Raw genomic sequence first — 21480 nt, forward strand, 5'->3', positions numbered from 1 at the left:
CTCAGTGATCGATGAGATGGTGTGGCGTAAGAGCAGCTATAGCGGTGTCAACGGAGACTGTGTAGAGGTCGCCCACGTCCCCGACTTCCGAAAGAGCAGTCACAGTGGGCAGGGGCAGAACTGTGTCGAGGTGGCTGACCTGCCGAGCGGCGCCGCTGTCCGGGACTCGAAGAACCCCTCCAAGGGCCACTTTCCCTTCCCTGCCGTCGAGTGGTCCGCCTTCCTCGGTTCCGCCCGCTCGTAGCGGCGCGACCGCTCCCGCCCAGATCTCCCGCCTCGGCTGAGATCCGGGCCGTGCTGCCCGTCCCAACAGAGCTGGAAGCCCTGTCGGACCTGGCCGATCCCAGAGCCGAGCAGCTACGCGGGAGGATCGCCCCGGCCATCGAGACCACAACAGGTCCCTGAATCAGCGGGCCCGTCGCATGCGCGGTGTCCGACCAGGCCAGCCGATGGCTGTTCTCCGGCATCGGAGCTCAGAGGCGGTTCCATGATCATGCTCCGGCGACGGCGCTCGTGACGGCACGGCTTCGTCAGCGACGACGGAGGGCCCGGGGCGCGCACGCCCCGGGCCCTCCCTCATGCCGTCACACGGCCCACCAGGTCAGGAGAAGTCCTCGACGTTCTCCTCGGTGACGACCTCGACGGGGACCATCACGGTCTCCTCCAGGGCCTCACCGTTGGCGGCGGCGATGGCGTTGCGCACCGCCGTCCGGCCGAGCTCGGCGGGCTGCTGGGCGACGGAGGCGTGCAGAACACCGTCAGCCACCGCCTCCAGACCCTCGGGGGTGCCGTCGAAGCCGATGACCACGGCCTCCTCGCCGCGCGAGGACAGCGCGGCCGCCGCACCCAGGGCCATCTCGTCGTTCTCCGCGAACACGCCGTCGATATCCCCGTTGCCCTGCAGCATGTTGGTCATCACGTCGAGCCCCTTGGAGCGGTCGAAGTCGGCGGGCTGCTGGGCCACCACCTCGATGTCCGGGAACTCCGCGATGCCCTCCTCGAAACCGGCGCCGCGCTCGCGGCTGGCGGACGTGCCCGGGGTCCCCTGGAGGACCACGATCCGGCCCTCCTCACCGAGCGCCTCGGCCATGGTCCGGGCCGCCAAACGCCCTCCCTCGACGTTGTCGGAGGCCACCAGGGTGGCCACCTCGGCGTCCGTGACACCACGGTCGGCGGCGATCACGGGGATGTCGGCGTTGTTGGCGCCCCCCACCGGGGGACCGGCGGCGTCGGAGTCCACCGGGTTGACGACCATCGCGTCCACACCGGTGCTGACGAAGTTCTGGATCTGGTCCGCCTGCTGGGAGGCGTCGTCCTGGGCGTCGGTGACCACCAGGTTCACTCCGGCCTCGTCGGCCTCGGCCTGGGCACCGTCCCGCATCTGGATGAAGAACGGGTTGTTGAGCGTGGACACCGACATGCCCACGCGAGGGCCGTCGGAGGAGGAGTTGGGGACGAGGAAGGACAGCGCGCCCACCACCACGGCGGTGACCGCGGCCGCGATCGCCAGCTGGAACCCGCGTCGGCCCCTGCTCACCGAAGCTCCGCCCCCGGTGCCGCCGCCCCCACCACCGGAACGGCGGCGCAGCGTGTCGAACAGGACCGCCAGGGCGATGACCACACCGATGACGACCTGCTGCCAGAACGCGGAGACCGACAGGAGGTTCAGGCCGTTGCGCAGCACCGCGAGGATGAGCGCACCGATCAGCGTGCCGAAGGCCGTACCCACGCCACCGGCCAGGCTCGCGCCGCCGATGACCACTGCGGCGATGGCGTCCAGCTCGTACCCCTGCGCGGCCTGGGGCTGCGCGGAGGCCAGACGGGAGGCCAGGATGACACCGGCCACCGCGGCGAACAGGCCGGACAGCGCGTAGATGCCCAGCTTCTGGCGCTTGACCCGGATACCGGACAGGCGCGCCGCCTCCTCGTTGCCGCCGATCGCGTACATCGCGCGCCCGGTGAAGGTACGGCGCAGGATGACGGCGGTGACCAGGCCCATCACGACCATGATCAGTACCGGAACGGGGAACCAGCCGCCGATCGAACCGCCCAGGGCGGCCACGGAGTCCGGCAGGGCGATGGGGCTGCCCTCGGAGATCACCAGGGACAGACCGCGTCCCACGGAGAGCATCGCCAGCGTGGCGATGAACGGCGGAAGCTTGCCGTAGGCGATCAACGCGCCGTTGACCAGGCCGCAGGCGGTACCCGTGGCGGCGGCCAGCGGCAGCGCCAACCAGACCGGCACCCCCTCGACCGTGGCCAGGAACGCCAGCACCGTCGCGGACAGCGCCGCGACCGAACCCACGGACAGGTCGATCCCGCCCGCGATGATCACGAAGGTCACGCCGAAGGCCAGGACCGCGATCACGGCCGCCTGCACACCCACGTTGAGCAGGTTCTGCGCGGTGAGGAAGTCGCCGGACAGCAGCGACATGACCACGACCAGGAGGGCCAGGGCGGTCAGCGCGCCGTTCTCCAGCAGGAAACGCCGCACGGCGGGCCAGACGCCGCCGCTCTTGTCTGTGTCAGTGGCCATGGGGGCCCTCCACTCCGTTCTCTTCCGTGTCGGTTCGGGGGGTGGCGGCCAGCGCCAGGGACATCACGGCGTCCTGCGTGGCGTCCTCGGCGGCCAGCTCCCCGGTGATGCGGCCCTGGGCCATGACGAGGACGCGGTCACTCATCCCCAGGACCTCGGGGAGGTCACTGGAGATCATCAGCACCGCGTGCCCGGAGGCGGTGAGCTCGTTGACCAGGCGGTAGATCTCGACCTTGGCGCCCGCGTCCACACCGCGCGTGGGCTCGTCGAGGATGAGCACCTTGGAGTCGGCCAGCAGCCACTTGCCGATGACGACCTTCTGCTGGTTGCCGCCGGAGAGGGTGCGTACGTGCTGGTCGATGCCGGACATGCGGACCCCGAGCTCACCGGCGATCCGCCGGGCGGACGCCCGCTGGCCGGAGCGGTCCACGAACCCGACCCGGCTGGTCGGGCCGAGGGTGACCAGGCCGAGGTTCTCCTCCACGGAGGCGTCCAGGACCAGGCCCTGGCCCTTGCGGTCCTCGGGGACCAGACCGAGCCCGGCCCGCATGGCGGCGTTGACGTCCCCGCCGGGCAGGGCCCGGCCGAGCACCTCGACCTCGCCGCCGTCGTAGGGGTCGGCGCCGAACACCGAGCGCGCGACCTCGGTGCGGCCCGCACCGACCAGCCCGGCGAGGCCGACCACCTCGCCCGCGTGCACGTCGAGGTCCACGTCCTGGAAGTGGCCGTTCCGCGTCAGACCGCGCACCCTCAGCAGCGGCTCACCGGGTTCGGGGCGCTCGCGTGGGTACTGTTCGTCGATGCTGCGCCCCACCATCAGGCGGACGAGCTCGTCCTCGGGGGTGTCGGCGCCCACGTGCGCCACCGAACGGCCGTCGCGCAGGACCGTCACGCGGTCGGCGAGCGCGCCGATCTCCTCCAGGTGGTGGGTGATGAAGACGATCCCCACGCCCTCGTCGCGCAGGCGCCCGGCGATCTCGAAGAGCCGCTCGATCTCCCCGGTGGTGAGCACGGCCGTGGGCTCGTCCATGATCAGCACGCGGGCGTCCAGGCTCAGCGCCTTGGCGATCTCCACCATCTGGAGCTGCGCGATGCCCAGGCCGCGCACCTTGGCGCGGGGGGACACGTTCACTCCGACCCGGTCCAGCAGCAGCGCCGCCTCGGCCTCCATCCGCCCGTGGTCGATGAGCCCGAACCTGCGGGGCTGGCGGCCCAGGAAGATGTTCTCGGCCACCGTCACGTCGGGGACCAGGTTGAACTCCTGGTAGATGGTGGCGATACCCAGGCGCGCGGCGTCCTGGGCGTCGCGGATGACGACCTCCGCGCCGTCCACGAGGACGCGCCCCCGGTCGGGCCGGTGGGCTCCGGAGAGCACCTTGATGAGGGTGCTCTTCCCGGCCCCGTTCTCACCGAGGAGGGCGTGGACCTCGCCTCGGCGGAGGTCGAAGCCGACGTCGTCGAGGGCCACCACCCCCGGAAAGGCCTTGCGTACGCCCTCGATGCGCAGCAGTTCGTGCGGGCTACTCACGTGCGGCTCCTCCTGTCTGGAGTGGCGTGGCGGGCTCGCCGCAGGAGCGGCGGACGACCAGGTGGGCGGGGAGGACGGTCGAGGTGGCCGGTTCGCCCGCGATGAGCGCGGCCAGGGCCCGGACCGCGACCCGCCCGAGTTCGGCGGTGGGCTGGGCGATCGTGGTGATCGGCGGGTCGGTGTGGGAGAACCACGGGATGTCGTCGAAGGCGGCCAGCCCGATGTCGTCGGGCACGCGCAGGCCCCGCGCGGAGATCGCGTCGAGGGCACCCAGCGCCATGAGGTTGTCGGTGGCGAAGACGACGTCCGGCGGTTCGGGCAGGTCCAGGAAGCGTTCGGTGGCCACGCGGCCGCTCTCGGCCTGGAAGTCGCCCCGGCCCACGTAGGCCTCCGGGAGGGGGAGGCCGTGACCGGCCAGGGCCGCGCGGAAGGCGTCGAGCCGTTCGCGGCCGGTGGTCGTGGCGGCGGGGCCGGTGATGACGGCGATCCTGCGGCGGCCCAGGGCGTGCAGGTGGTCGACCAGGTCACGGATGGCGTCCCGGCCGTCCGCGCGCACCACGGGGGCGTCGGCCCCGGCGATCCAGCGGTCCACGAAGACCACGGGGGTGGGCCCGGCGGCGGCTTCGAGGGTGCTGGGGGAGTGGCCGTCGGCGGGGGAGACCAACAGGCCGTCGATGCGGCGTTCCAGCAGGTTGCGGACGTGGTGGTCCTCCAGGTCCGCGCGTTCGTCGGCATTGCCGATGATGACGCTGAACCCCAGGGCGCGGGCCTCCTCCTCCACGGCTCGGGCGAGCTCGGTGAAGTAGGGGTTGAGGACGTCGCTGATGACCAGGCCGATGGTGCCGGTCCGGTCGGTGCGCAGGGAGCGCGCCACGACGTTGGGCCGGTAGCCCAGGGCGTCGACCGCGGCGAGGACCTTCTGACGTGCGCCGTCGCTGACGGACGGGTGCCCGTTCAGCGCACGGGAGACGGTGGCCACGGACAGCCCCGACGTGGCGGCGACGTCCTTGATGCTCACCACCCCGGACCACCGCCCCTGCCGTGTTCCGGGGTGTGGCCACCGGGGCCGGCGACCCGCATGGAAACGTTTACATGTGCGATCACGAAGACATGATGCGTCATCAGCACAGGAATTCACAAGTCAGGGTCGGAGGGTGCCGGTGTGTACCAGCCCGGAACGCCCGTGGGCAGGGCGGTGTCGATCCGTGTGCACGGGTCTCACGTGAGGGACCTCTCGGCCGCGCGAGGTCGCTGAACCGGTCGGGCGCCACCCGGGCATCGACGTCCGTGACGACACGGTGCCGTTGGCGTTGGGCACGCACGACGAGGGTGACGTCACGCTGCCGCCGGTGCGAGCGGCCCAGGGGCGCGCCCTAGTCGGTCCCGTCCTCCCCGGGGGAGGCCAGGATGTGCTCGGCCATCAGGCGCTCGGCCTCGGCCCCGTCCCCCTGCGCGAAGGCCTCCAGCATCCGCCCGTGCGCGTCCAGGTACAGGGCGACCTTGGCCGGGTCCTTCCAGCGCGAGACGGTCTCCAGGATGGGGTTGTTGCGCCGGAGCGAGCGGACGTGTCCGCTCAGGAAGGCGGGGCCTCCCACGTCAGCGACCATCTGGTGGAAGAGACGGCTGTCCCGGGCCAGTTCCTGCGAGTCGGCCGAGTCCCGTCCGGCGACCATACGGTCGTGGACCTCCGTGAGCCCGGCCAGCTGGGCGGCGGTGATCCGCTGGGCCGCCAGTCGCGCGCTCAGTCCCTCCACCGACGCGCGCAGGAGCCGGAGTTCCTCGGCCGCCTCGACGCCCAGCCCGGAGACGGTCGCCCCGTGGTGCGCGCGGTAGGTCACCAGGCCGTCGCTCTCCAGGCGGCGCAGTGCCTCGCGCACGGGGGTGATGGAGACCCCGAGGCGGGTGGCGACCTCGTCCTGGTTGACGGAGGCGCCGGGGGGATGGACCCCGTTCACGATCTCGTGTCGCAGCGTCTCGTGTACGTACTCGGCCTTGCTCGTCGGGGGACGCCCGGTACGCGGGAGCCCCGCTGTCTCCCCGCTACCAGAGGCGGACAAGAGCGGACCTCCCCGTCGACACGATGTTCATGGAACCAAGCTTAGAGGTCCGGTACCGGTGGCCCGTCGGGGTTGGCGGGCTCTCGGGGTGTGGGATTCCCCGGGGGACCCCCTTGCGCCTGTTCATATATCTTATAAGTTGTTCGCTATGAGATCACTGAGCAACCTGAAGGTCGTCGACGCGGCCACGCTCTTCGCCGGTCCGATGGCCGCCACCTACCTGGGCGACTTCGGGGCCGACGTCGTGAAGGTCGAGCACCCCCGTCGCGGCGACCCCGCCCGGGGCCACGGGCCCACCAAGGACGGGGTCGGGCTCTGGTGGAAGATGCTGGCCCGCAACAAGCGCACGACCACGCTCGACCTCTCCCAGCCCGAGGGGCAGGAGGTCGCGCTCCGTCTGCTGGACGAGGCCGACGTCCTCATCGAGAACTTCCGACCCGGCACCCTCGAACGCTGGAACCTCTCCCCCGAGAAGCTCCTCGAACGCAACCCCCGGCTCATCATCGCCCGCGTCACCGGGTTCGGGCAGAAGGGGCCGATGGCCCACCGCCCCGGCTTCGGGACCCTCGCGGAGGCCATGAGCGGCTTCGCCTCGATGACCGGGCAGCCGGACGGTCCGCCCACGCTCCCGCCCCTGGCCCTGGCCGACGGGATCGCGGCGCTGGCCGTGGCCTACGCCGTCATGGTCGCCGTGCACAACCGGGAGGAGACCGGCAGGGGCCAGGTGATCGACCTCGCCATCATCGAGCCGATCCTCACGGTCCTCGGACCCCAGCTCACGGCCTACCACGCGACCGGGGCGATCCCGGAGCGCACCGGCAACCGGTCCACCAGCAACGCCCCCCGCAACACCTACCGCACCCGGGACGGCCGCTGGCTGGCGATCTCGACCAGCGCCCAGTCCATCGCGGAACGCGTGATGCGCCTGGTCGGCCGGGAGGACCTGGTGGACGAGCCCTGGTTCGCGTCCGGCCGCACCCGCTACGAGCACGCCGACGAACTCGACGAGGCCGTGGGCTCCTGGATCGCCGCGCGCGACGCGGACGAGGTGATCGAGGAGTTCGACCGCGCCCAGGCCGCCATCGCGCCCATCTACGACGCGTCCGACATCGCCACCGACCCGCAGTACCGGGCCCTGGAGACGATCGTGCACGTCCCGGACGACGAGCTCGGGAGCGTGGCGATCCAGAACGTGCCCTTCCGTATGTCCGAGAGCCCCGGCGAGATCCGGTGGGTGGGCCCGCCCAAGGGCCGGCACACCGACGAGGTGCTGGCGGAGCTCGGCTACTCCGAGGAGGCCCGGTCCGGGCTGCGTGAAGCGGGGGTCATCTGATGAGCACCGTCCAGGCACCCCTGGTCACATGGCTCTACGTGCCCGGCGACCGGCCCGAGCGCTTCGCCAAGGCGGTCGCCTCCGGGGCGGACGCGGTCATCCTGGACCTGGAGGACGCGGTCCTGCCCCGGGCGAAGGAGGCGGCCCGGCACAACGTGCGGGCCTTCCTGGAGGAGCGCTCGGCGGCAGCCGTCGACGACGGGGTGCGTGTGCACGTCCGGATCAACGCGCCGCACAGCGACTGGGCCGCGCTCGACGCCGCCGCCGTGGCGGCCGGGGGAGCGGACGGGGTGCGGGTGCCCAAGATCGAGTCGGCGCGGGACGTCGACCTCGTCGTCGACGCCGTCGGTGAGGGCGTCCCCGTGGACTGCCTCCTGGAGTCCGCGCGAGGTGTGGAGAACGCCTCGGAGATCGCGGCGCACCCCGCCGTGCGCTCGTTGGCCCTGGGCGAGGCGGACCTGACCGCCGAGCTCGGTCTCCGAGGGGACGAGGCCTTCTCCTGGCTGCGGACCCGCATCGTCGTCGCCTCGGCCGCCGCCGGGCTGGCGGCACCGGGCATGGCGGCCTACATCGACGTGCGGGACACCGAGGGCCTGTACCGCTCCTGCCTGCGCGGGCGGGACACCGGACTCTTCGGCCGGTCCGCGATCCACCCCCGTCAGGTCCCGGTGATCCGACGCGCCTTCACCCCCTCCGAGGAGGAGGTGTCCCGCGCCCGCCAGATCGCGGAGGCGGCCGAGGGCGCGTCCGCCGAGTCGGTCCGCGGCGGCGGCGCGATCGCCCTGGCCGACGGTCGCTTCATCGACGCCCCGGTGGTGGCCTCGGCGCTGCGCACCCTGGCCCTGGCCGAGAGCATCGCCGGACGCGGGTCGGACTGACCCCCGGCCCCCTCCTCCGGAGGCGGGAGCACGGTTCCCCGCCCCGCCTCCGGCCCCCGAACGCCCCGCGTCGACGGTCGGACCGCCGCGGGACGCTCGCCACGTGTGCCCTGGGCGCGCCCGTGGCCGTGCGCGCGGTGTGACGGCTGCGTCGCAGGTCAGAACATTCCAGGCGAACGGTTGACGTCCGACGTAACCTGGGACACACTTCACAGAGCGAACTTACACTTCACTGTTTGAAACGTTGTTTCGTCCAGGTGAAAAGTGTCGACCACGTGGGCGAGGACGACCTCCCCACCGGGCCGGCCGTTCGACTCCACCGAACGGCCCGCGCCACCGCCGGCGTACTCCGCGACGCCGTCCCCACATCACCGAGCCCGGGAGCCTCCCATGCCCTCTGCACTCTTGGCCCTGGCCGCCTTCATCGCGGTCATCATCGTCTGGAGCGCCGTCTTCAAGAGGAACATGGGCGAGGCCATGTTCCTCGGCTTCATCGCCACCTGCCTGTTCGCGGGCAGGGACTTCTTCGGGGCGATGGTCTCCGGCCTGGTGAACACCACCTCGAACGAGGTCATCTACGCCGCGCTGGCCTTCGTGTTCATGGCGTACATGATCGAGCGCACCGGCCTCATCAACAAGATCCTCGACATCCTCAACGCGGTCCTGGGGCGCCTGCGCGGCGGCCCCGCCTACGTGGACGTCGTCGCCTCCGGTGTGATGGGGGCGCTCTCGGGTTCCAACTCGGGCAACGTCGCCTCCACCGGCTCGGTCACCGGCCCCTGGATGGTCCGCAACGGCTTCAGTCGGGCACGCGCGGCCACGGTCCTCGCGGGCAACGGCGGCATGGGCGCCGCCCTGCCTCCCAGCTCCTCCATGGTGATCATGCTCGGCTTCGCGGGCGCCGCCGTCTCGACCGGGGACATCTACCTCGCCCTGCTGGTCACGGGCCTCTACCAGGTCCTGCACCGCCTCGTGGTGGCCTTCGTCTTCGTCCGGGTGGACGGCGTGCGGGCCGCCGAGGACGAGGCCCGCCTGCCGCTCGGCCGGGTGTGGCGCACCGGATGGCCCGCCACCCTCATCTACCTCGGGGCCCTCATCCCGATCGCGGTGACCACCGGTCCGCTCTCGGACTACCTCGGAGCGCCGGACCGGCTCGGGGACTCACTGGGTGACATCTCGCTGATCACCTGGATCCCGATCCTGATCATCCTCATCGCCGCCATCGTCGGCCGCCGCGAACTGCCCGGGAGCGCCCGCCAGTGGTACGACTTCGTGCTCGCCGCGATGCCGCGCCTGGGCACCATCGGCGCGCTGCTGATCTTCGCCATGGCCGCCAGCGGTGTGCTCGCGGACCTCGGCCTGGCCGAGGACGTCGAGCAGGTGCTGGGCTACTTCAACGCCGGGCCCTTCCTGATGGTCGCGCTGACCGTCTTCCTGGTCGCGATCGTGTCCATCCCCCTGACCTCGACCGCCGCTCTCACCGCCGTGGGCCAGGTGTCCTTCCTCAGCCTCGTCGCCGTGGGCGTGGACCCGGTGATCGCGCTGGTCGTGCCGCTGGTGGCCGCCTCCACCGAGGGTTCCTCCCCGCCCTCCGCGCCGATCTTCATCGCCTCGGGGATCGTGCAGGTCAAGGCGGAGAGGACCTTCGTGCCGCTGATCCTGTTCTACCTCGTGCCCATCATCCTCCTGGCCTGCTTCGTGGGCTGGGGGATCCTGCCCGTCTTCGTCGTCTGATCCACCGCGGCCCGGGGCGGGCGGCACGGCGCCGTCCGCCCGAACAGAAAGGGGCACCTGATGTCCGAACGCAAGCAGTCGGCGCGCCACATCGCACTGAGCATCCTGCGGATCCTCTTCGTGGTGACGTTCGCCGGGTTCTTCCTCGTCGCGATCCTCCTGGTCCTGGGGCAGCTGCTGGGCACCGTCCTGTCCCAGCCCGCGCTCGTCAGCGCGGCGTCGGAGTACCTGCTGGTCCCCGCGGTCACCCTCGCCTCCACCTTCGGTGTCATCGCGTTCCTGGCCTCCTACCTCCAGAACGACGAGCAGGAGACCCCGGCCTGACCCTCCCGGTCCCTCCTTCCGAGGCGGGGTGCGGCCCGGCTCGGTCGGGTCGCACCCCGCCCCCGAAGGTGACCGAGGGTCATCGGTTGAGCGCGAAAGGCTGTCACGATTTCATGCATTGACAAGTAACTTCGCTAGGTGAAATGTTGGTCGTGTCGCTGAGCGAACTCGGCGGCTCGTGCCCTCGAAAGGAATCCCATGACGGGACAGACCACGCCCCTTCCCGAAGACCTGTACCGGCGCCTGGGCTCGCTGCCCGCGGCCAACGTCGGTGACGTGCTCGACCGCCTGTACGTGGCCGAGGCCGCCATCTCGTCCGTCTGGAAGGGCGCGAAGGTCGTGGGACCGGCCTTCACCGTGATGACCGCCGGAGGCGACAACAAGCTCATCCACGAGGCGATCGACACCGCGGCGCCCGGCGACGTCCTCGTGATCGACGGCCAGGCGGCCACGCACCGGGCCCTGCTCGGTGACCTCATGGGCAGGCGCGCCAAGGCCCGGGGCCTCGCCGGGTTCGTCGTGGACGGCGCCATCCGCGACGCCGACGACCTCGGCGCCATCGGCTTCCCCACCTGGGCGCGCGCCGTCACCCCGGCCGGTCCCTACCGCAACGGCCCCGGCCTGCTCCAGGTCCCGGTCTCCGTGGGTCGCGTGGTGGTCAACCCCGGTGACGTGATCGTGGGCGACGACGACGGAGTCACCGTCATCCCCAGGCACCGTCTGGAGGAGATCGTCGCCGCAGCCGAGGGCAAGCGCGCCAGCGAGGAGGAGGCGCGGGCGAGGATCGCCTCCCTGTAGCATTTGCGGGACATCCAGCTCCATAGTCTGAGGGGTTCCGCAGTGGCCGCAGAGTCGTCGGGCCAGCCCACGGTGCGCAGTGTGGAGCGTGCCCTTGACGTCCTGGAGGCCCTGGAGCGCAGCGACACCCCGTTGCGGCTGGTGGACCTGTGCCGCCTGGTGGACCTGCACCCGGCGACCGTGCTCCGGTCGCTGGCGGTACTCCAGCGCCGGGGCCTCGTGGTCGCGGAGAACCAGACCTACCGCCTGGGTGTGGCCGTGCTGCGCATGGCCCACGGGTTCCTGGTCAACGACCAGCTCACCCAGCAGGCCCGTCCCGTCATGCAGAGCCTGACCTCGGTCACCGGGCTGACCTCCTCCCTGTACGTGCGCAGCGGTTTCGAGCGCGTGCTCGCGGCGCGGGTCGACGGCAGCCCCCAACTGCACTACCAGGTTCCGATCGGCCGCTGGTTCCCCCTCTTCGTGGGGTCCGGCAAGGTCATCGCGGCCCACCTGCCCAAGGACGAGCGGGACGCCGTGGTGGCGATGTCGGAAGGGTGCACGAACGCCTCAGGGGAACTGCTCGACCCCGAGCGCGTGCGCCGTGAACTGGAGGACGTCGACAGGGACGGCCACAGCCTGACCATCGGTGAGCGCGACGTCGCCGTCGCCGCGGCGGCCGTCGCCGTCACCGGCCCGACCGGGGAGGCGCTCGCCGCCCTCTCCGTCTCCGGACCCTCCGAACACACCTCCCAGGACCGCCTGCGTCAGGCCGTCCCCGAACTCCGCAGAGCAGCCTCCGCCCTCAGCGGGCGGCACTCCCTCTCGTGATCCGGCCCAGCGCCTGACCCGTACCGGGAACGCCGCCCGCCGGACCACGGCGGAGCGGCGACCGGACGGAGCGGGCGCACCCGTGCGCCGCACCGGACCGTCGTCGGCTCCCACACGACGAAAGGTCACCATGCGCGTCACAGTCATCGGTCTGGGTGAGGCCGGAAACATCTACGCCACCGCGCTCACCGGGGCGGGCCATGAGGTCACCGGCTTCGACCCCGGCCCCACGGACACCCCCGAGGGGGTCCGGCGCGCGGAGTCCGCCCACGAGGCCGTGGCCGGAGCGGACATGGTGCTGGTGCTCACCTCCGCCTCCGTCGCCCCGGCCGTCGCGGACAGCGTCCTCGGGGCGCTCACCCCGGACACTGTCTACGCCGACTTCACCTCCGCCACCCCCGACGTCATGAGGTCGCTCAGCGCGAGGGTCCACACCACCGGGGCCCGGTTCGCGGACGTGGCCATCCTCGGCCCGATGACCATCGGGGGAGCCGCCACCGACCTCATCGCCAGCGGTCCGGGCGCCCCCGAGGTCGCGCGGGTGTGCGAGCCCCTGGGCGCCGACGTGGAGGCCCTGCCCGGGGAGCCGGGCGAGGCCACGGCGCGCAAGCTCCTGCGCAGCTCCCTGATGAAGCCCCTCGCCTCGGTGGTGTGCGAGGCCGTCGTGGCGGGCAGGGCCGCCGGGGCGGAGGAGTGGGTGCGCGAGCAGGTGGCCGCTCAGCTCACGGGGGGTGCGGAGCTGGTCGACCGCTTTCTCAGCGGGACCGTCAAGCACGCCTCCCGGCGCAGCGAGGAGGTGCGGGCCACCGCCGACTTCCTCGACTCCCTCGGTGTCCCGAACGAGATGACGACCGCCTCGGAGCAGACCCTGCGCAGGCTCGCCGCCAACGGCGAGCAGGGCTGACACAGGGCCCGCCGCCCCGGCCGGGATCGCCCGCGAGCGGGTCCGGCCGGGGCGGGTGACGCGCGGGCGAGACGCGTCGGCGGGGCACACAGGAGGACAGGACGGAGCAAGTCCCCCGATGTCCACCGGCACCGGGTACGCGGTCGTGCCGACGCGCCCAGCGACGTTGCGTGCCGCCTGACCAGCGGCGTCGTATTCTGTCCGGGCCCGCCCTCAACCCCCGACGACCGGCGCCGCGATTCCCGGACGGAGCTCGGTGCGCCCCTGGACGACCCCGGACGGTTCCCCCGTCGTCACGGGCCGTGCCCGGACGTGATCCGGGAAGGGGTGGAGAGCGCGGGCCACGGCGAAGACGACACAAGGAGCTCACCATGGCCGTCATCGGTACCGACCGCGACCTCGTCGCGCTCGTCAACACCTTCACAGTCGACCCCCGCGACCAGGAGAGGCTGGTGGAACTCCTGCACGAGGCGACGGAGGACGTCATGCGCCACTTCCCCGGGTTCGTCTCGGCCAACGTGCACGCCAGCCTCGACGGCACCAAGGTGTGCAACTACGCGCAGTGGGCCAGCGAGGAGGACTTCAACAAGGCGATCCAGCACCCGGACTCCCAGCCGCACTTCACCCAGTGCCGGGACATCGCGACCTCCGTCTCCGCGCTGTACCGGCTGAGGTTCACCGAGGGCGGCTGAGGGTGGGGTAGGAGGGGCCGCCGGACGCCCCGGATCGGTCGCGGGCGGCGGCGCCAGCCCGTGGGCGCGGGCTCACGGACCCTCGACGCGGACGCGGTCGCTGTCCCGGTCGGACAGGAACAGGGCCAGCCGCCGCCCCTGCTCCGCGACCTCCTCCCGGTCGTCCCGGGACAGGGAGCGGAGCGGGGTGACCGTCACGGTACCGTCCCCGGTGCGCCAGGTCGCGGAGACGCGGCCGTCCACCAGCACCACGCGTTCACCGGCGACCGACAGGCCGCGGTGCTCGTCGTCGATGATCCGGTTCCGGTAGTGGTAGCCGAGGACGGCGTTGTCGAAGGCGGGCAGGAACCGCACCGGGGCGGCGGTGCCCGGGTCCGGTCGCGGCGCGTCGGGCAGGTCCAGCAGCTCCCGGCCGCGTTCGTCGCGGAAGGACACCAGTTCGCCGCGCACGGCGGCCACCGCCGCGGGCAGCCCGGACAGCCCGCACCAGGAGCGCAGGTCGGTGGAGGTCGCCGGGCCGTAGGCGGCGAGGTAGCGGCGGACCAGGGCACGACCGGCCGGGTCGGAGCCGTCCGAGGGGAGCGGGTCGACCTCCCGGCCGAGCCACGAGGACAGCAGGACGTTGCGCACCCCGCCCCGGGTCCGCCACAGGCCGCGCGGCGGGGCCTGCACCACCGGCAGCAGGGCCGAGACCAGCATCTCGCCCAGTGGCCGCCGCCCCGGCTCCGGCCAGCGGTGGGAGAGCGCCGCGACCAGTTCGGTCATCGTGCGGGGCTGACCGTCGGACATCACCGCCAGGCCCGCCTCCGCCAGTTCGTCGAGGTCCACCCCGCGCAGGTCGTCCCGGTAGACCCCCATGACCTTCTGGCGCAGCATGGCGCCGAACCGGGACCGCCAGGCGAGGGCGTCCTCGGCGGTGACCAGGTGCACGGTGCGCCGCATGAGGTGGACCCGCACCACGTGTCGGTCGGCCAACAGGTCGGACAGCGTCGCGGCCTCGAACGACCGCATCCGGGTCCAGAGCCCGACGAACGGCTCCTGCGGTTCCTGCGCCTGGAGTCCGCCCAGGTGAGAGACGGTCTCCAGCGCCGACCTCCCGGTCGGTTCGAGCAGCGCCTGCCGGGCCAGGGCGGCGCGGTTGAGCGCCCGGTCGTCCAGCACGGTCGCGTTGTTGGTGGGCATGGTCCGTTCCCCTGCTTCCTCTCGTGGCAGGGGAACCCTCGCAGAGGTGGAGGTCAGTCAGTGTCCTCCACTCGTGGAGGAACCGTAACGGTCCAGGAGCAGACGGGAGCGGCCCACGATCCCCTCCGACGGGACCCGCGTCCGCGGAGCCCCCTCGGCCAGGAAGCGCTCCGCGATCGCGGTCAGCTGGCGGTCGAGCTCCGCCGACGCCGCCGACCGGTCGGAGAGGGCGCGGGGCAGACCCCGGGCCCAGGCCTCCCAGCGGGGCCGGTGGTAGCCGCCGACCAGCCCGGACCACAGCCGGGCTGCGTAGTCGTCGAGCACGGTGTCCCCGGTCGTGGTCCACACGGTGAGGATGCGCCGGGCGTTGTCCCGCAGGACCCGCAGCTCGGTGTCGTCGGTGGCCCAGGCCTCCGCCCGGGCCTCCCAGGTCGCGTACCGGTACTCGGGACGGGTGGCCAGGAGCGCGTCGAGGTCGTCGAACACGCGCAGGAACCGCTCCACCCCCTCCTCGGGGACCTCACCGCGCCCGGCGGCCGCCTCCACCAGCTCCGCGTACCGGTGGTCGCAGACCCTGGACAGGACGGCCATGGCCACGTCGGCCAGGTCGCCGCCGAGGGGGCCGTCCGCGAGCCCGGGGTTCCGCTCGGCCGCCCCCACCAGAGCTTCCCAGGCCCCGACGAGGTCCGCCCAGTCGTACCAGACCAGACCGGCGGCCTCCGCGCGGACGCGGTCGGGGGAGCCGAGGTCCGCGTAGCCGGGCCGCGCGGTCAGCACCCCGTTGAACTGTTCGGGGAAGATCCGCAGGTCCGCGGCCCCGTAGACGGTGGTGTTCAGCGCCCGCCAGGCGGTGAGGAGGGACGGGTCGGCGTCCGCGCCGTAGCGTCCCCGGACGAACCCGGGCAGCCAGTCCCGGTCCACGTCCTCCGTCCGGGTCCACGCCTGGTCGGCCACGAGCTGGAAGAAGGCGGGGTTGTTCCGGGTGGCCTCCATGGCCAGCCCGATGCCGACGGGACGGTTCCCGGCGGCCTTGGCCGCGTTGATCCCGTCCACGGCGCCCCGGAGGTCTCCGATGGGGTCGGTCCGGCCGCCGAAGTTGAGCAGTGCGCACCAGATCCAGGCCTTGGAGCCGAACGAGTCCAGCCGGGACCACTGCGGGTCCTCCTCCGCCCAGAGGTCCAGGACCAGCACCCGCTCGTCGGGGATCGCGTCCAGGAAGGCGTTCACCCGGGCGTCGGACCAGAAGTCCCGCTGGTAGGAGAACGGCCAGGCCTGGAGCACCCACACCGCCTCAGGGTCGGCCGCGGTCAGGCCGTCCAGGGTGGCCCGGGCCACCGCGCCGGGGAAGGCGGGGTCGGCGTCCACGGGGACCATCTCGATGAAGGGGTCGAGGGCGTACAGGTGGTCGGTGCCCAGCAGGCGGGCCTGGGTGCGTGCGACCTCCTCCGCCACCCGGGCGTACAGGGGGTCGGCGGGGTCCAGGACGTGGGTCCGGAAGCCCTGCCAGTCACGGGTGCGGGTCCGGCCCGGGGCGAGCTCGGGGGGCACGTGGCCGGTGAAGCCGGGGAGCGCCGGGGCCATGCCGAAGGAACGCTGGCGTTCGAGGACCCTCCGGGCCAGGTCCAGGTGGGCGTCGACCCACGAGGAGGGCATCGGGTCCGGGAAGCCGTCCAGGTTGCCCATGTACTGCCAGGGCAGGTAGCCGGGGCCGCCGAGGAACCGCAGGACCGTGGGCTCGTCCAGCCCGAGCCCGGTGTAGGCGTCGCGCAGCACGGCCTCGTGGCCGAGGAGGGTGAGCGGCATGGTGACGCCGTGCAGCGCCATCCAGTCGGTCTCACGCTCCCAGTCCTCCCAGCCCCAGTAGGCGGAGGTGTACCCCTGCGTGCAGAAGTTCAGGTAGTAGAGGTGCTCGGTCTCGGCGGCGCCCCGGGTGGGCGGGGCGTCGGGGAACTCCGCGACGGGCAGGGGCCGGGGGGTGTCCCAGCCGACCGCCACCGCGCAGACGGTCCGCAGGTAGGTGTGCAGCCCGACGGAGGCGGCCAGCGCGTCGGTGGCGGCGATGGTGAGGGCGCCCGCGTCGGCGCTGAACTCGAAGGACCTCTCCCGCGCGTCGAGCGACCGAAAGTGGACATTCGGATGAACGGGGCCGAGAATCCTGGTGACCAACCCGGTCACCACTGAATCCCAAATTGGAGGATTTGTTGCTATAGCGGACATATAGGTTATCCAAGTTGCGTCGTGAGAATTCAGTTACGTACAGTACATAACTGATCTGAGGCCGGACAAGCCTTGGGGTACAAGGCTTCACGTTCCGGCGTCGGGGTGGGTGAGGGCGGTCAGTCCCGTCCGACCTGCGAATTCCCCGCCGGAGTTCCCTGTTATCGCCCGCCGTTCCGGGGCCTGGGGAGCCGGTTTCCCCAGGAGGTTCGGCACCCCCCCACCAAAAAGGATCAACGGAGATTCAGGATGCCCCCCAAGGAAAAGGTTCTGCGTCCCGCCGCGTTCTCGCTGGCGGGCGCGGCGGCCGTACTCACGCTCACGGCCTGCGCCGCCCTCTCCGGCGGTTCCGCCCAGGACAACACGCCCGACGACGTCTCCACCGACATCAGCGACGCGGAGGCCACCCTGACCCTGGCCTTCGCGGACGACCCTCCCACCCACGAACTGGTCGAGGGCTTCACGGCCATGTACCCCAACGTGAACATCGAGCTTCAGCAGACCCAGTTCACGGACTACGTGAAGACCATCAGCCTGTCGATGACGTCGGACGACGCCCCCGACATCGCCCAGTACAACCCCGGGGCCATGCGGTCGCTCATCCCGGGCGGCCACATCCTCAACCTCGACCCCTACGCCGAGGCCTACGGCTGGGACGAGTCCTTCCCCGAGGCGAGCCTGGAACCCCTCCAGTCCAACGACGAGGCCTCCGAGTTCGCCACCGGCAGCCTCTACGCCGCCCCCGGAGCCCTCTCCGTCCTGGGCGTCTTCTACAACACCGAGGTCATGGAGGAGGCCGGGGTCCCCGAACCGCCCGCCACCCTGGAGGACTTCGAGGCGGCCCTCGAACTCGCTGACCAGGCCGACGTCGCCCCCATGAGCGTGGGCGGCCTCGAAGTGGGCGGCTTCCAGATCTGGAACGCCCTGCTCAACGGGCTCGGAGACCACAACGAGTACAAGGACTGGGTGTACGGGGCCGAGGGCTCCACGATCGAGACCGAGGCGGCGGCCGAGGCCACGGAGACCTTCCACCGCTGGGTCGAGGCCGGGTACATCACCGAGAGCGCCAACGCCACCTCGGACAACGACGCGCGCGCCGAGTTCGTCGACGGCGACAGCATGTTCCTCGTGACCGGCAACTGGGCCGCCTTCGAGCTGGAGGCGGAGATGGGCGACGACGTCGGCTTCCTGCTCATGCCCGGTACCGCCGTGGACCAGGCGCCGGTCGCCTCCGGCGCCAGCGTCGCCTACGCCGTGTCCTCCCACACCGAGCACCCGGACGTGGCCGCCGCCTTCCTCAACTACCTCAGCAGCGTGGAGGCGGCCGAGATCCAGCTGGCCACCGGCTTCATGCCCGTGGACACCCAGGCGCCGAGCGAGAGCTACGGGCTGCTGAACGAGGTCAACTTCGGCTTCTCCACGGTCGCGGACAACGAGGGGATCGTCCCCTTCCCCGACTACGCCACACCCGGCATGATCGACCAGCTCACCCCCGGGATCCAGGGGCTCATCTCGGGGAGCGCCACCCCGGAGGAGTTCCTCGCCTCCTTGCAGGCCGAATGGGAAAACCACCATGAGTGACAGCGCTCCAGCGCACCCGCACACCACGCCCGCCCCCGCGCCGACCCACGGCGCCGGGGGCGGGCGCCCGCGTCGGTGGAGGCGGGTCCGGGCCGGGCTCAAGGGCTGGCTCTACCTGCTGCCCGCCCTGGCCGTCTACGGCGCCTTCGCGATCTACCCGGCGCTGAGCACCTTCTCCTTCTCCTTCCTGGACTGGGACGGTGTCCAGCCGCCGACCTGGGCCGGGCTGGAGAACTACACGCGGGTCGTCGCGGACCCGCTCCTGGCCGGGGCGATCGGCAACGGGCTCGTGCTCATCGTCTTCTTCTCCTTCGTCCCCATCGCGGTCGGCCTGTTGATGACGGGGCTGCTGACCGCCCGGGGCGGCCGGGGCACCACCTTCTACCGGACGGTCTACTTCCTGCCCCAGGTGCTGCCGCTCGTGGCGGTGGGCACCACCTGGCGCTGGCTCTACAGCGGCGACGGCGCCGTCAACGAGTTCCTGGGCGCGGTGGGCCTGGGCGGGCTGACCCGCTCCTGGCTGGCCGACTACCACTTCGCGCTGATCGCGCTCGGCCTGATCGGCACCTGGTGCATGAGCGGCCTGTGCATGGTCCTGTTCATGAGCGGCGCCCAGAAGATCGACCCGGCGCTGCACGAGGCCGCCGCCCTCGACGGGGCCGGACGGCTGCGCCGGTTCCTCCACGTCACGCTGCCCGGGCTCCGCAAGGAGATCAGCATCGCGGGCGTCATCACCACCATCGCCGCGCTGGCCAGCTTCGACCTGGTGTACGTCACCACCAACGGCGGCCCCGCCGGACAGACCAACGTCCCGGCGCTGCTGGTCTACCGCCTCGCCTTCAACGAGGGCGACATCGGCGCCGCCAGCGCGCTCGCCGTGGTCCTGACCCTGCTGGTCGTCGCCCTGGTCAGCGTCATCCGACTGCTCGCGAGGGAGAAGTGATGCGTCGACACGTCCCCGTCTCGGTCCTGCGCCACGGCGTACTGGCGCTGATCGCCGTGCTGGTGCTGTTCCCCTTCCTCGGGATCGTCCTGGCCGCCCTCCACCCCACCGGGAGCGCGGTCGGCGGGCTGGGCGTTCCGGAGCAGTGGTCGTGGGAGAACTTCCGGCTGGCCTGGGAGGCCGGACGCTTCGACCAGCTGACCAGGTCCGGCTTCGTCATCGCCGCGTGCGTCGTGCCGCTGACGGTCTGCTTCGCGACCCTGGCCGGGTACGCGCTCTCGATCCTCGGGGTGTGGGGCGGCCGGGTGCTCTCCCTCGGCTTCGTCCTGGGCCTCACGCTTCCGGTGGAGCTGCTGGTCATCGCCCTGTACCTCAACCTGCGCGAGGTGGGCCTGACCAACACCTACACGGGGGTGGTCCTCGCCGAGGTCGCCCTGTTCCTGCCGTTCGGCGTGTACTGGATGCAGTCGCACTTCGCGGGGGTCCCCAAGGAGCTGGTGGAGGCCGCACGGGTGGACGGCGCCCGTGACAGCGTCGTGCTCGCCCGGGTGCTGCTCCCGATCTCCTGGCCGGCCATCACCACCCTGTCGGTGCTGGTGTTCATGTGGTCGTGGAACCAGTTCCTGCTCATCCTCGTGATGATGCAGACCCCGGCCCTGCGCACCGCGCCCACCGGTCTGGGGCTGTTCGTCGGCCAGTACGGGACCGACATCCCCCTGCTCTCGGCGGCCAGCCTGATCGTGATCGCGCCCATCGTGGTCGTCTACCTGGCCTTCCAGCGCAGCTTCGTCAACGGCATCACCCGGGGCGCCGTGAAGGGGTGAGGAGGGGCGGCCGGTGACGACGGCGGAGCGGAGAAGGGCACCTCCGCCCCGCCGTCACGCCCACTAGGAACTACGGGGTCGGGCGCTCTCCTGGCCGGAGGCACGGACCGCCAGCCCGACCGCGCCCATCACGGTCAGCAGGACGGCCAGACCGCCCCACACCATCGGCTGGGTGACCAGCATGTCCCCGGAAGCCTGCCCCGGGGTCCGGCCGCCGTCGCGGCCGGTCACCGTGACGAGCAGGAGGGCGACCACGCCGACCGCGGCCAGGAGACGGCCGCAGAGCCGGGCCAGACCGGCGAGCACCGGCCCCCGGGCGAGGTCGGACCGGGTGAGGCGCTCCTCCGGGCGCAGCGGGGTGAGCAGCCTGGCCAGGAACAGCAGGGCCACGGGGAGCTGGAGCGCCCACACGAAGGTGCGGAACGCGCCGTCGAACCACACGTTCGTGCCGTACAGCAGGGTGTGCCACACGCTCAGGACGTAGACCACGATGACGAACCGGTGCAGGACCCGCCACAGCCGGGACCCGGTCCAGGCCCGCACGTAGAAGGACAGGCTGAGCGGGATCGCCAGGTAGAGGGCGATCAGCCCCAGCAGGATGGCGACCTGGCCGGTCCCCGAGGAGTACCCGCCCGGCACGAACACGTCGACGAAGGCCGAGAACAGCAGCGGGAACGCACCGAGGCCGTCGGCGTTCTCCCGGAGGAGTTCGAGGAAGAACGCCAGGGCGTGGCCGAACATCAGCCCGATGGTGGTGACGCTGGTGACCCGGTGCCAGCGCTCCAGCCGGGAGTGGTTCACGGGGGACGAGGGCAGCGGGCTGGTGGCGCGCAGCAGGCCGAGCATCACGGTGATCCAGGCCCACAGCAGGGCGGACCAGCCGAAGGCCTGGCAGGCCCAGTACAGCCAGTACCGCTGGGCGTCCGCGAGGAAGGGCATCACCTCCAGGGTCATCGAGGTGCCGCCCTCGACGCGCAGGTAGAGGACCACGAACATCACGAAGGTCACGGCCAGGGCGGCGGTCGCGTCGAAGAGCAGGTGGCGCAAGTCGGTTCTGAGGGTGCGGCGGTCGAGCCGGGGCCTTCCGACGGACCTGGCGGAGCGTTCGGGTGAGGGGGAGGGGGTCATGTGGGGGTCTC

At 71.8% G+C, this 21480-nt stretch carries 19 protein-coding genes; 12 read left to right on the forward strand and 7 right to left on the reverse strand.

The features are described from left to right. Nucleotides 1-16: 16 nt before the first annotated feature. Complete coding sequence (locus AC0VYL_RS08015; protein ID WP_475483490.1) at nucleotides 17-244, forward strand: DUF397 domain-containing protein; 228 nt, start codon at nucleotides 17-19, stop codon at nucleotides 242-244. A gap of 357 nt (nucleotides 245-601) precedes the next feature. Here the strand turns inward: AC0VYL_RS08015 and AC0VYL_RS08020 are convergent, their stop codons facing one another. From AC0VYL_RS08020 to AC0VYL_RS08035, 4 genes are all read right to left on the reverse strand, one after another. Then, nucleotides 602-2536 carry an ABC transporter permease/substrate-binding protein gene (locus tag AC0VYL_RS08020; protein WP_475460784.1) on the reverse strand — a complete coding sequence of 645 codons (1935 nt, stop codon included), beginning with the start codon at nucleotides 2534-2536 and terminating at the stop codon, nucleotides 602-604. After that, nucleotides 2526-4064 carry a sugar ABC transporter ATP-binding protein gene (locus tag AC0VYL_RS08025; RefSeq protein ID WP_475460786.1) on the reverse strand — a complete coding sequence of 513 codons (1539 nt, stop codon included), beginning with the start codon at nucleotides 4062-4064 and terminating at the stop codon, nucleotides 2526-2528. Before AC0VYL_RS08025 ends, AC0VYL_RS08020 begins: the two co-directional genes overlap by 11 nt. Next, on the reverse strand, nucleotides 4057-5085 hold the full coding sequence (locus AC0VYL_RS08030; protein ID WP_475460788.1) for a LacI family DNA-binding transcriptional regulator: 1029 nt from the start codon (nucleotides 5083-5085) through the stop codon (nucleotides 4057-4059). The genes AC0VYL_RS08025 and AC0VYL_RS08030 overlap by 8 nt, the downstream gene beginning before the upstream one ends. A gap of 352 nt (nucleotides 5086-5437) precedes the next feature. Continuing rightward, the gene (locus tag AC0VYL_RS08035; RefSeq protein ID WP_475482754.1) at nucleotides 5438-6121 is read right to left on the reverse strand and encodes a GntR family transcriptional regulator; all 684 of its coding nucleotides are present in this window, start codon (nucleotides 6119-6121) and stop codon (nucleotides 5438-5440) included. A gap of 148 nt (nucleotides 6122-6269) precedes the next feature. On the opposite strand from AC0VYL_RS08035, the gene AC0VYL_RS08040 reads away from it, so the two are divergent. The 8 genes from AC0VYL_RS08040 (at nucleotide 6270) to AC0VYL_RS08075 (ending at nucleotide 13594) form a co-directional block, all read left to right on the forward strand. Further along, nucleotides 6270-7454 carry a CaiB/BaiF CoA transferase family protein gene (locus AC0VYL_RS08040; RefSeq protein WP_475460796.1) on the forward strand — a complete coding sequence of 395 codons (1185 nt, stop codon included), beginning with the start codon at nucleotides 6270-6272 and terminating at the stop codon, nucleotides 7452-7454. Beyond that, nucleotides 7454-8332: an HpcH/HpaI aldolase/citrate lyase family protein gene (locus tag AC0VYL_RS08045; protein ID WP_475482755.1), complete on the forward strand. Its 879-nt coding sequence runs from the start codon at nucleotides 7454-7456 to the stop codon at nucleotides 8330-8332. Before AC0VYL_RS08040 ends, AC0VYL_RS08045 begins: the two co-directional genes overlap by 1 nt. A gap of 390 nt (nucleotides 8333-8722) precedes the next feature. Beyond that, nucleotides 8723-10066: a TRAP transporter large permease subunit gene (locus AC0VYL_RS08050; RefSeq protein ID WP_475482756.1), complete on the forward strand. Its 1344-nt coding sequence runs from the start codon at nucleotides 8723-8725 to the stop codon at nucleotides 10064-10066. 60 nt (nucleotides 10067-10126) lie between these two features. Next, nucleotides 10127-10390, forward strand: a complete 264-nt coding sequence (locus AC0VYL_RS08055; protein ID WP_475482757.1) for a hypothetical protein — start codon at nucleotides 10127-10129, stop codon at nucleotides 10388-10390. 198 nt (nucleotides 10391-10588) lie between these two features. Next, complete coding sequence (locus AC0VYL_RS08060) at nucleotides 10589-11188, forward strand: RraA family protein (protein WP_475460805.1); 600 nt, start codon at nucleotides 10589-10591, stop codon at nucleotides 11186-11188. Between the two features lie 81 nt (nucleotides 11189-11269). Next, nucleotides 11270-11998 (forward strand): IclR family transcriptional regulator, encoded by a 729-nt coding sequence (locus AC0VYL_RS08065; protein ID WP_475482758.1) that lies wholly within the window; start codon nucleotides 11270-11272, stop codon nucleotides 11996-11998. 130 nt (nucleotides 11999-12128) lie between these two features. Next, on the forward strand, nucleotides 12129-12902 hold the full coding sequence (locus AC0VYL_RS08070; RefSeq protein WP_475482759.1) for an NAD(P)-dependent oxidoreductase: 774 nt from the start codon (nucleotides 12129-12131) through the stop codon (nucleotides 12900-12902). Between the two features lie 371 nt (nucleotides 12903-13273). Beyond that, a complete protein-coding gene (locus tag AC0VYL_RS08075; RefSeq protein ID WP_475460811.1) occupies nucleotides 13274-13594 on the forward strand; it encodes an antibiotic biosynthesis monooxygenase family protein in 321 nt (106 codons plus the stop codon). A 72-nt stretch (nucleotides 13595-13666) separates the two neighbouring features. On the opposite strand, the gene AC0VYL_RS08080 is transcribed toward AC0VYL_RS08075, so the two are convergent. Further along, nucleotides 13667-14776: a winged helix DNA-binding domain-containing protein gene (locus AC0VYL_RS08080; protein ID WP_475482760.1), complete on the reverse strand. Its 1110-nt coding sequence runs from the start codon at nucleotides 14774-14776 to the stop codon at nucleotides 13667-13669. A 57-nt stretch (nucleotides 14777-14833) separates the two neighbouring features. Beyond that, nucleotides 14834-16993, reverse strand: coding sequence for an alpha-N-acetylglucosaminidase (locus tag AC0VYL_RS08085; protein WP_475482761.1), 2160 nt, complete (start codon nucleotides 16991-16993; stop codon nucleotides 14834-14836). Nucleotides 16994-17242: 249 nt separating this feature from the next. On the opposite strand from AC0VYL_RS08085, the gene AC0VYL_RS08090 reads away from it, so the two are divergent. Genes AC0VYL_RS08090 through AC0VYL_RS08100 form a run of 3 tightly spaced genes read left to right on the forward strand, consistent with a single transcriptional unit; the run spans nucleotide 17243 to nucleotide 20341 of the window. Next, the gene (locus AC0VYL_RS08090; RefSeq protein ID WP_475460816.1) at nucleotides 17243-18574 is read left to right on the forward strand and encodes an ABC transporter substrate-binding protein; all 1332 of its coding nucleotides are present in this window, start codon (nucleotides 17243-17245) and stop codon (nucleotides 18572-18574) included. Beyond that, nucleotides 18567-19517 (forward strand): carbohydrate ABC transporter permease, encoded by a 951-nt coding sequence (locus tag AC0VYL_RS08095; RefSeq protein ID WP_475482762.1) that lies wholly within the window; start codon nucleotides 18567-18569, stop codon nucleotides 19515-19517. Before AC0VYL_RS08090 ends, AC0VYL_RS08095 begins: the two co-directional genes overlap by 8 nt. Continuing rightward, on the forward strand, nucleotides 19517-20341 hold the full coding sequence (locus AC0VYL_RS08100) for a carbohydrate ABC transporter permease (RefSeq protein WP_475482763.1): 825 nt from the start codon (nucleotides 19517-19519) through the stop codon (nucleotides 20339-20341). The genes AC0VYL_RS08095 and AC0VYL_RS08100 overlap by 1 nt, the downstream gene beginning before the upstream one ends. A 63-nt stretch (nucleotides 20342-20404) precedes the next feature. On the opposite strand, the gene AC0VYL_RS08105 is transcribed toward AC0VYL_RS08100, so the two are convergent. Beyond that, entirely contained in the window at nucleotides 20405-21469 is a 1065-nt protein-coding gene (locus AC0VYL_RS08105; protein WP_475460823.1) for a ferric reductase-like transmembrane domain-containing protein, read from the reverse strand. Nucleotides 21470-21480 lie beyond the last annotated feature (11 nt).

This window comes from Nocardiopsis sp. iso_238 (genome assembly GCF_056173325.1).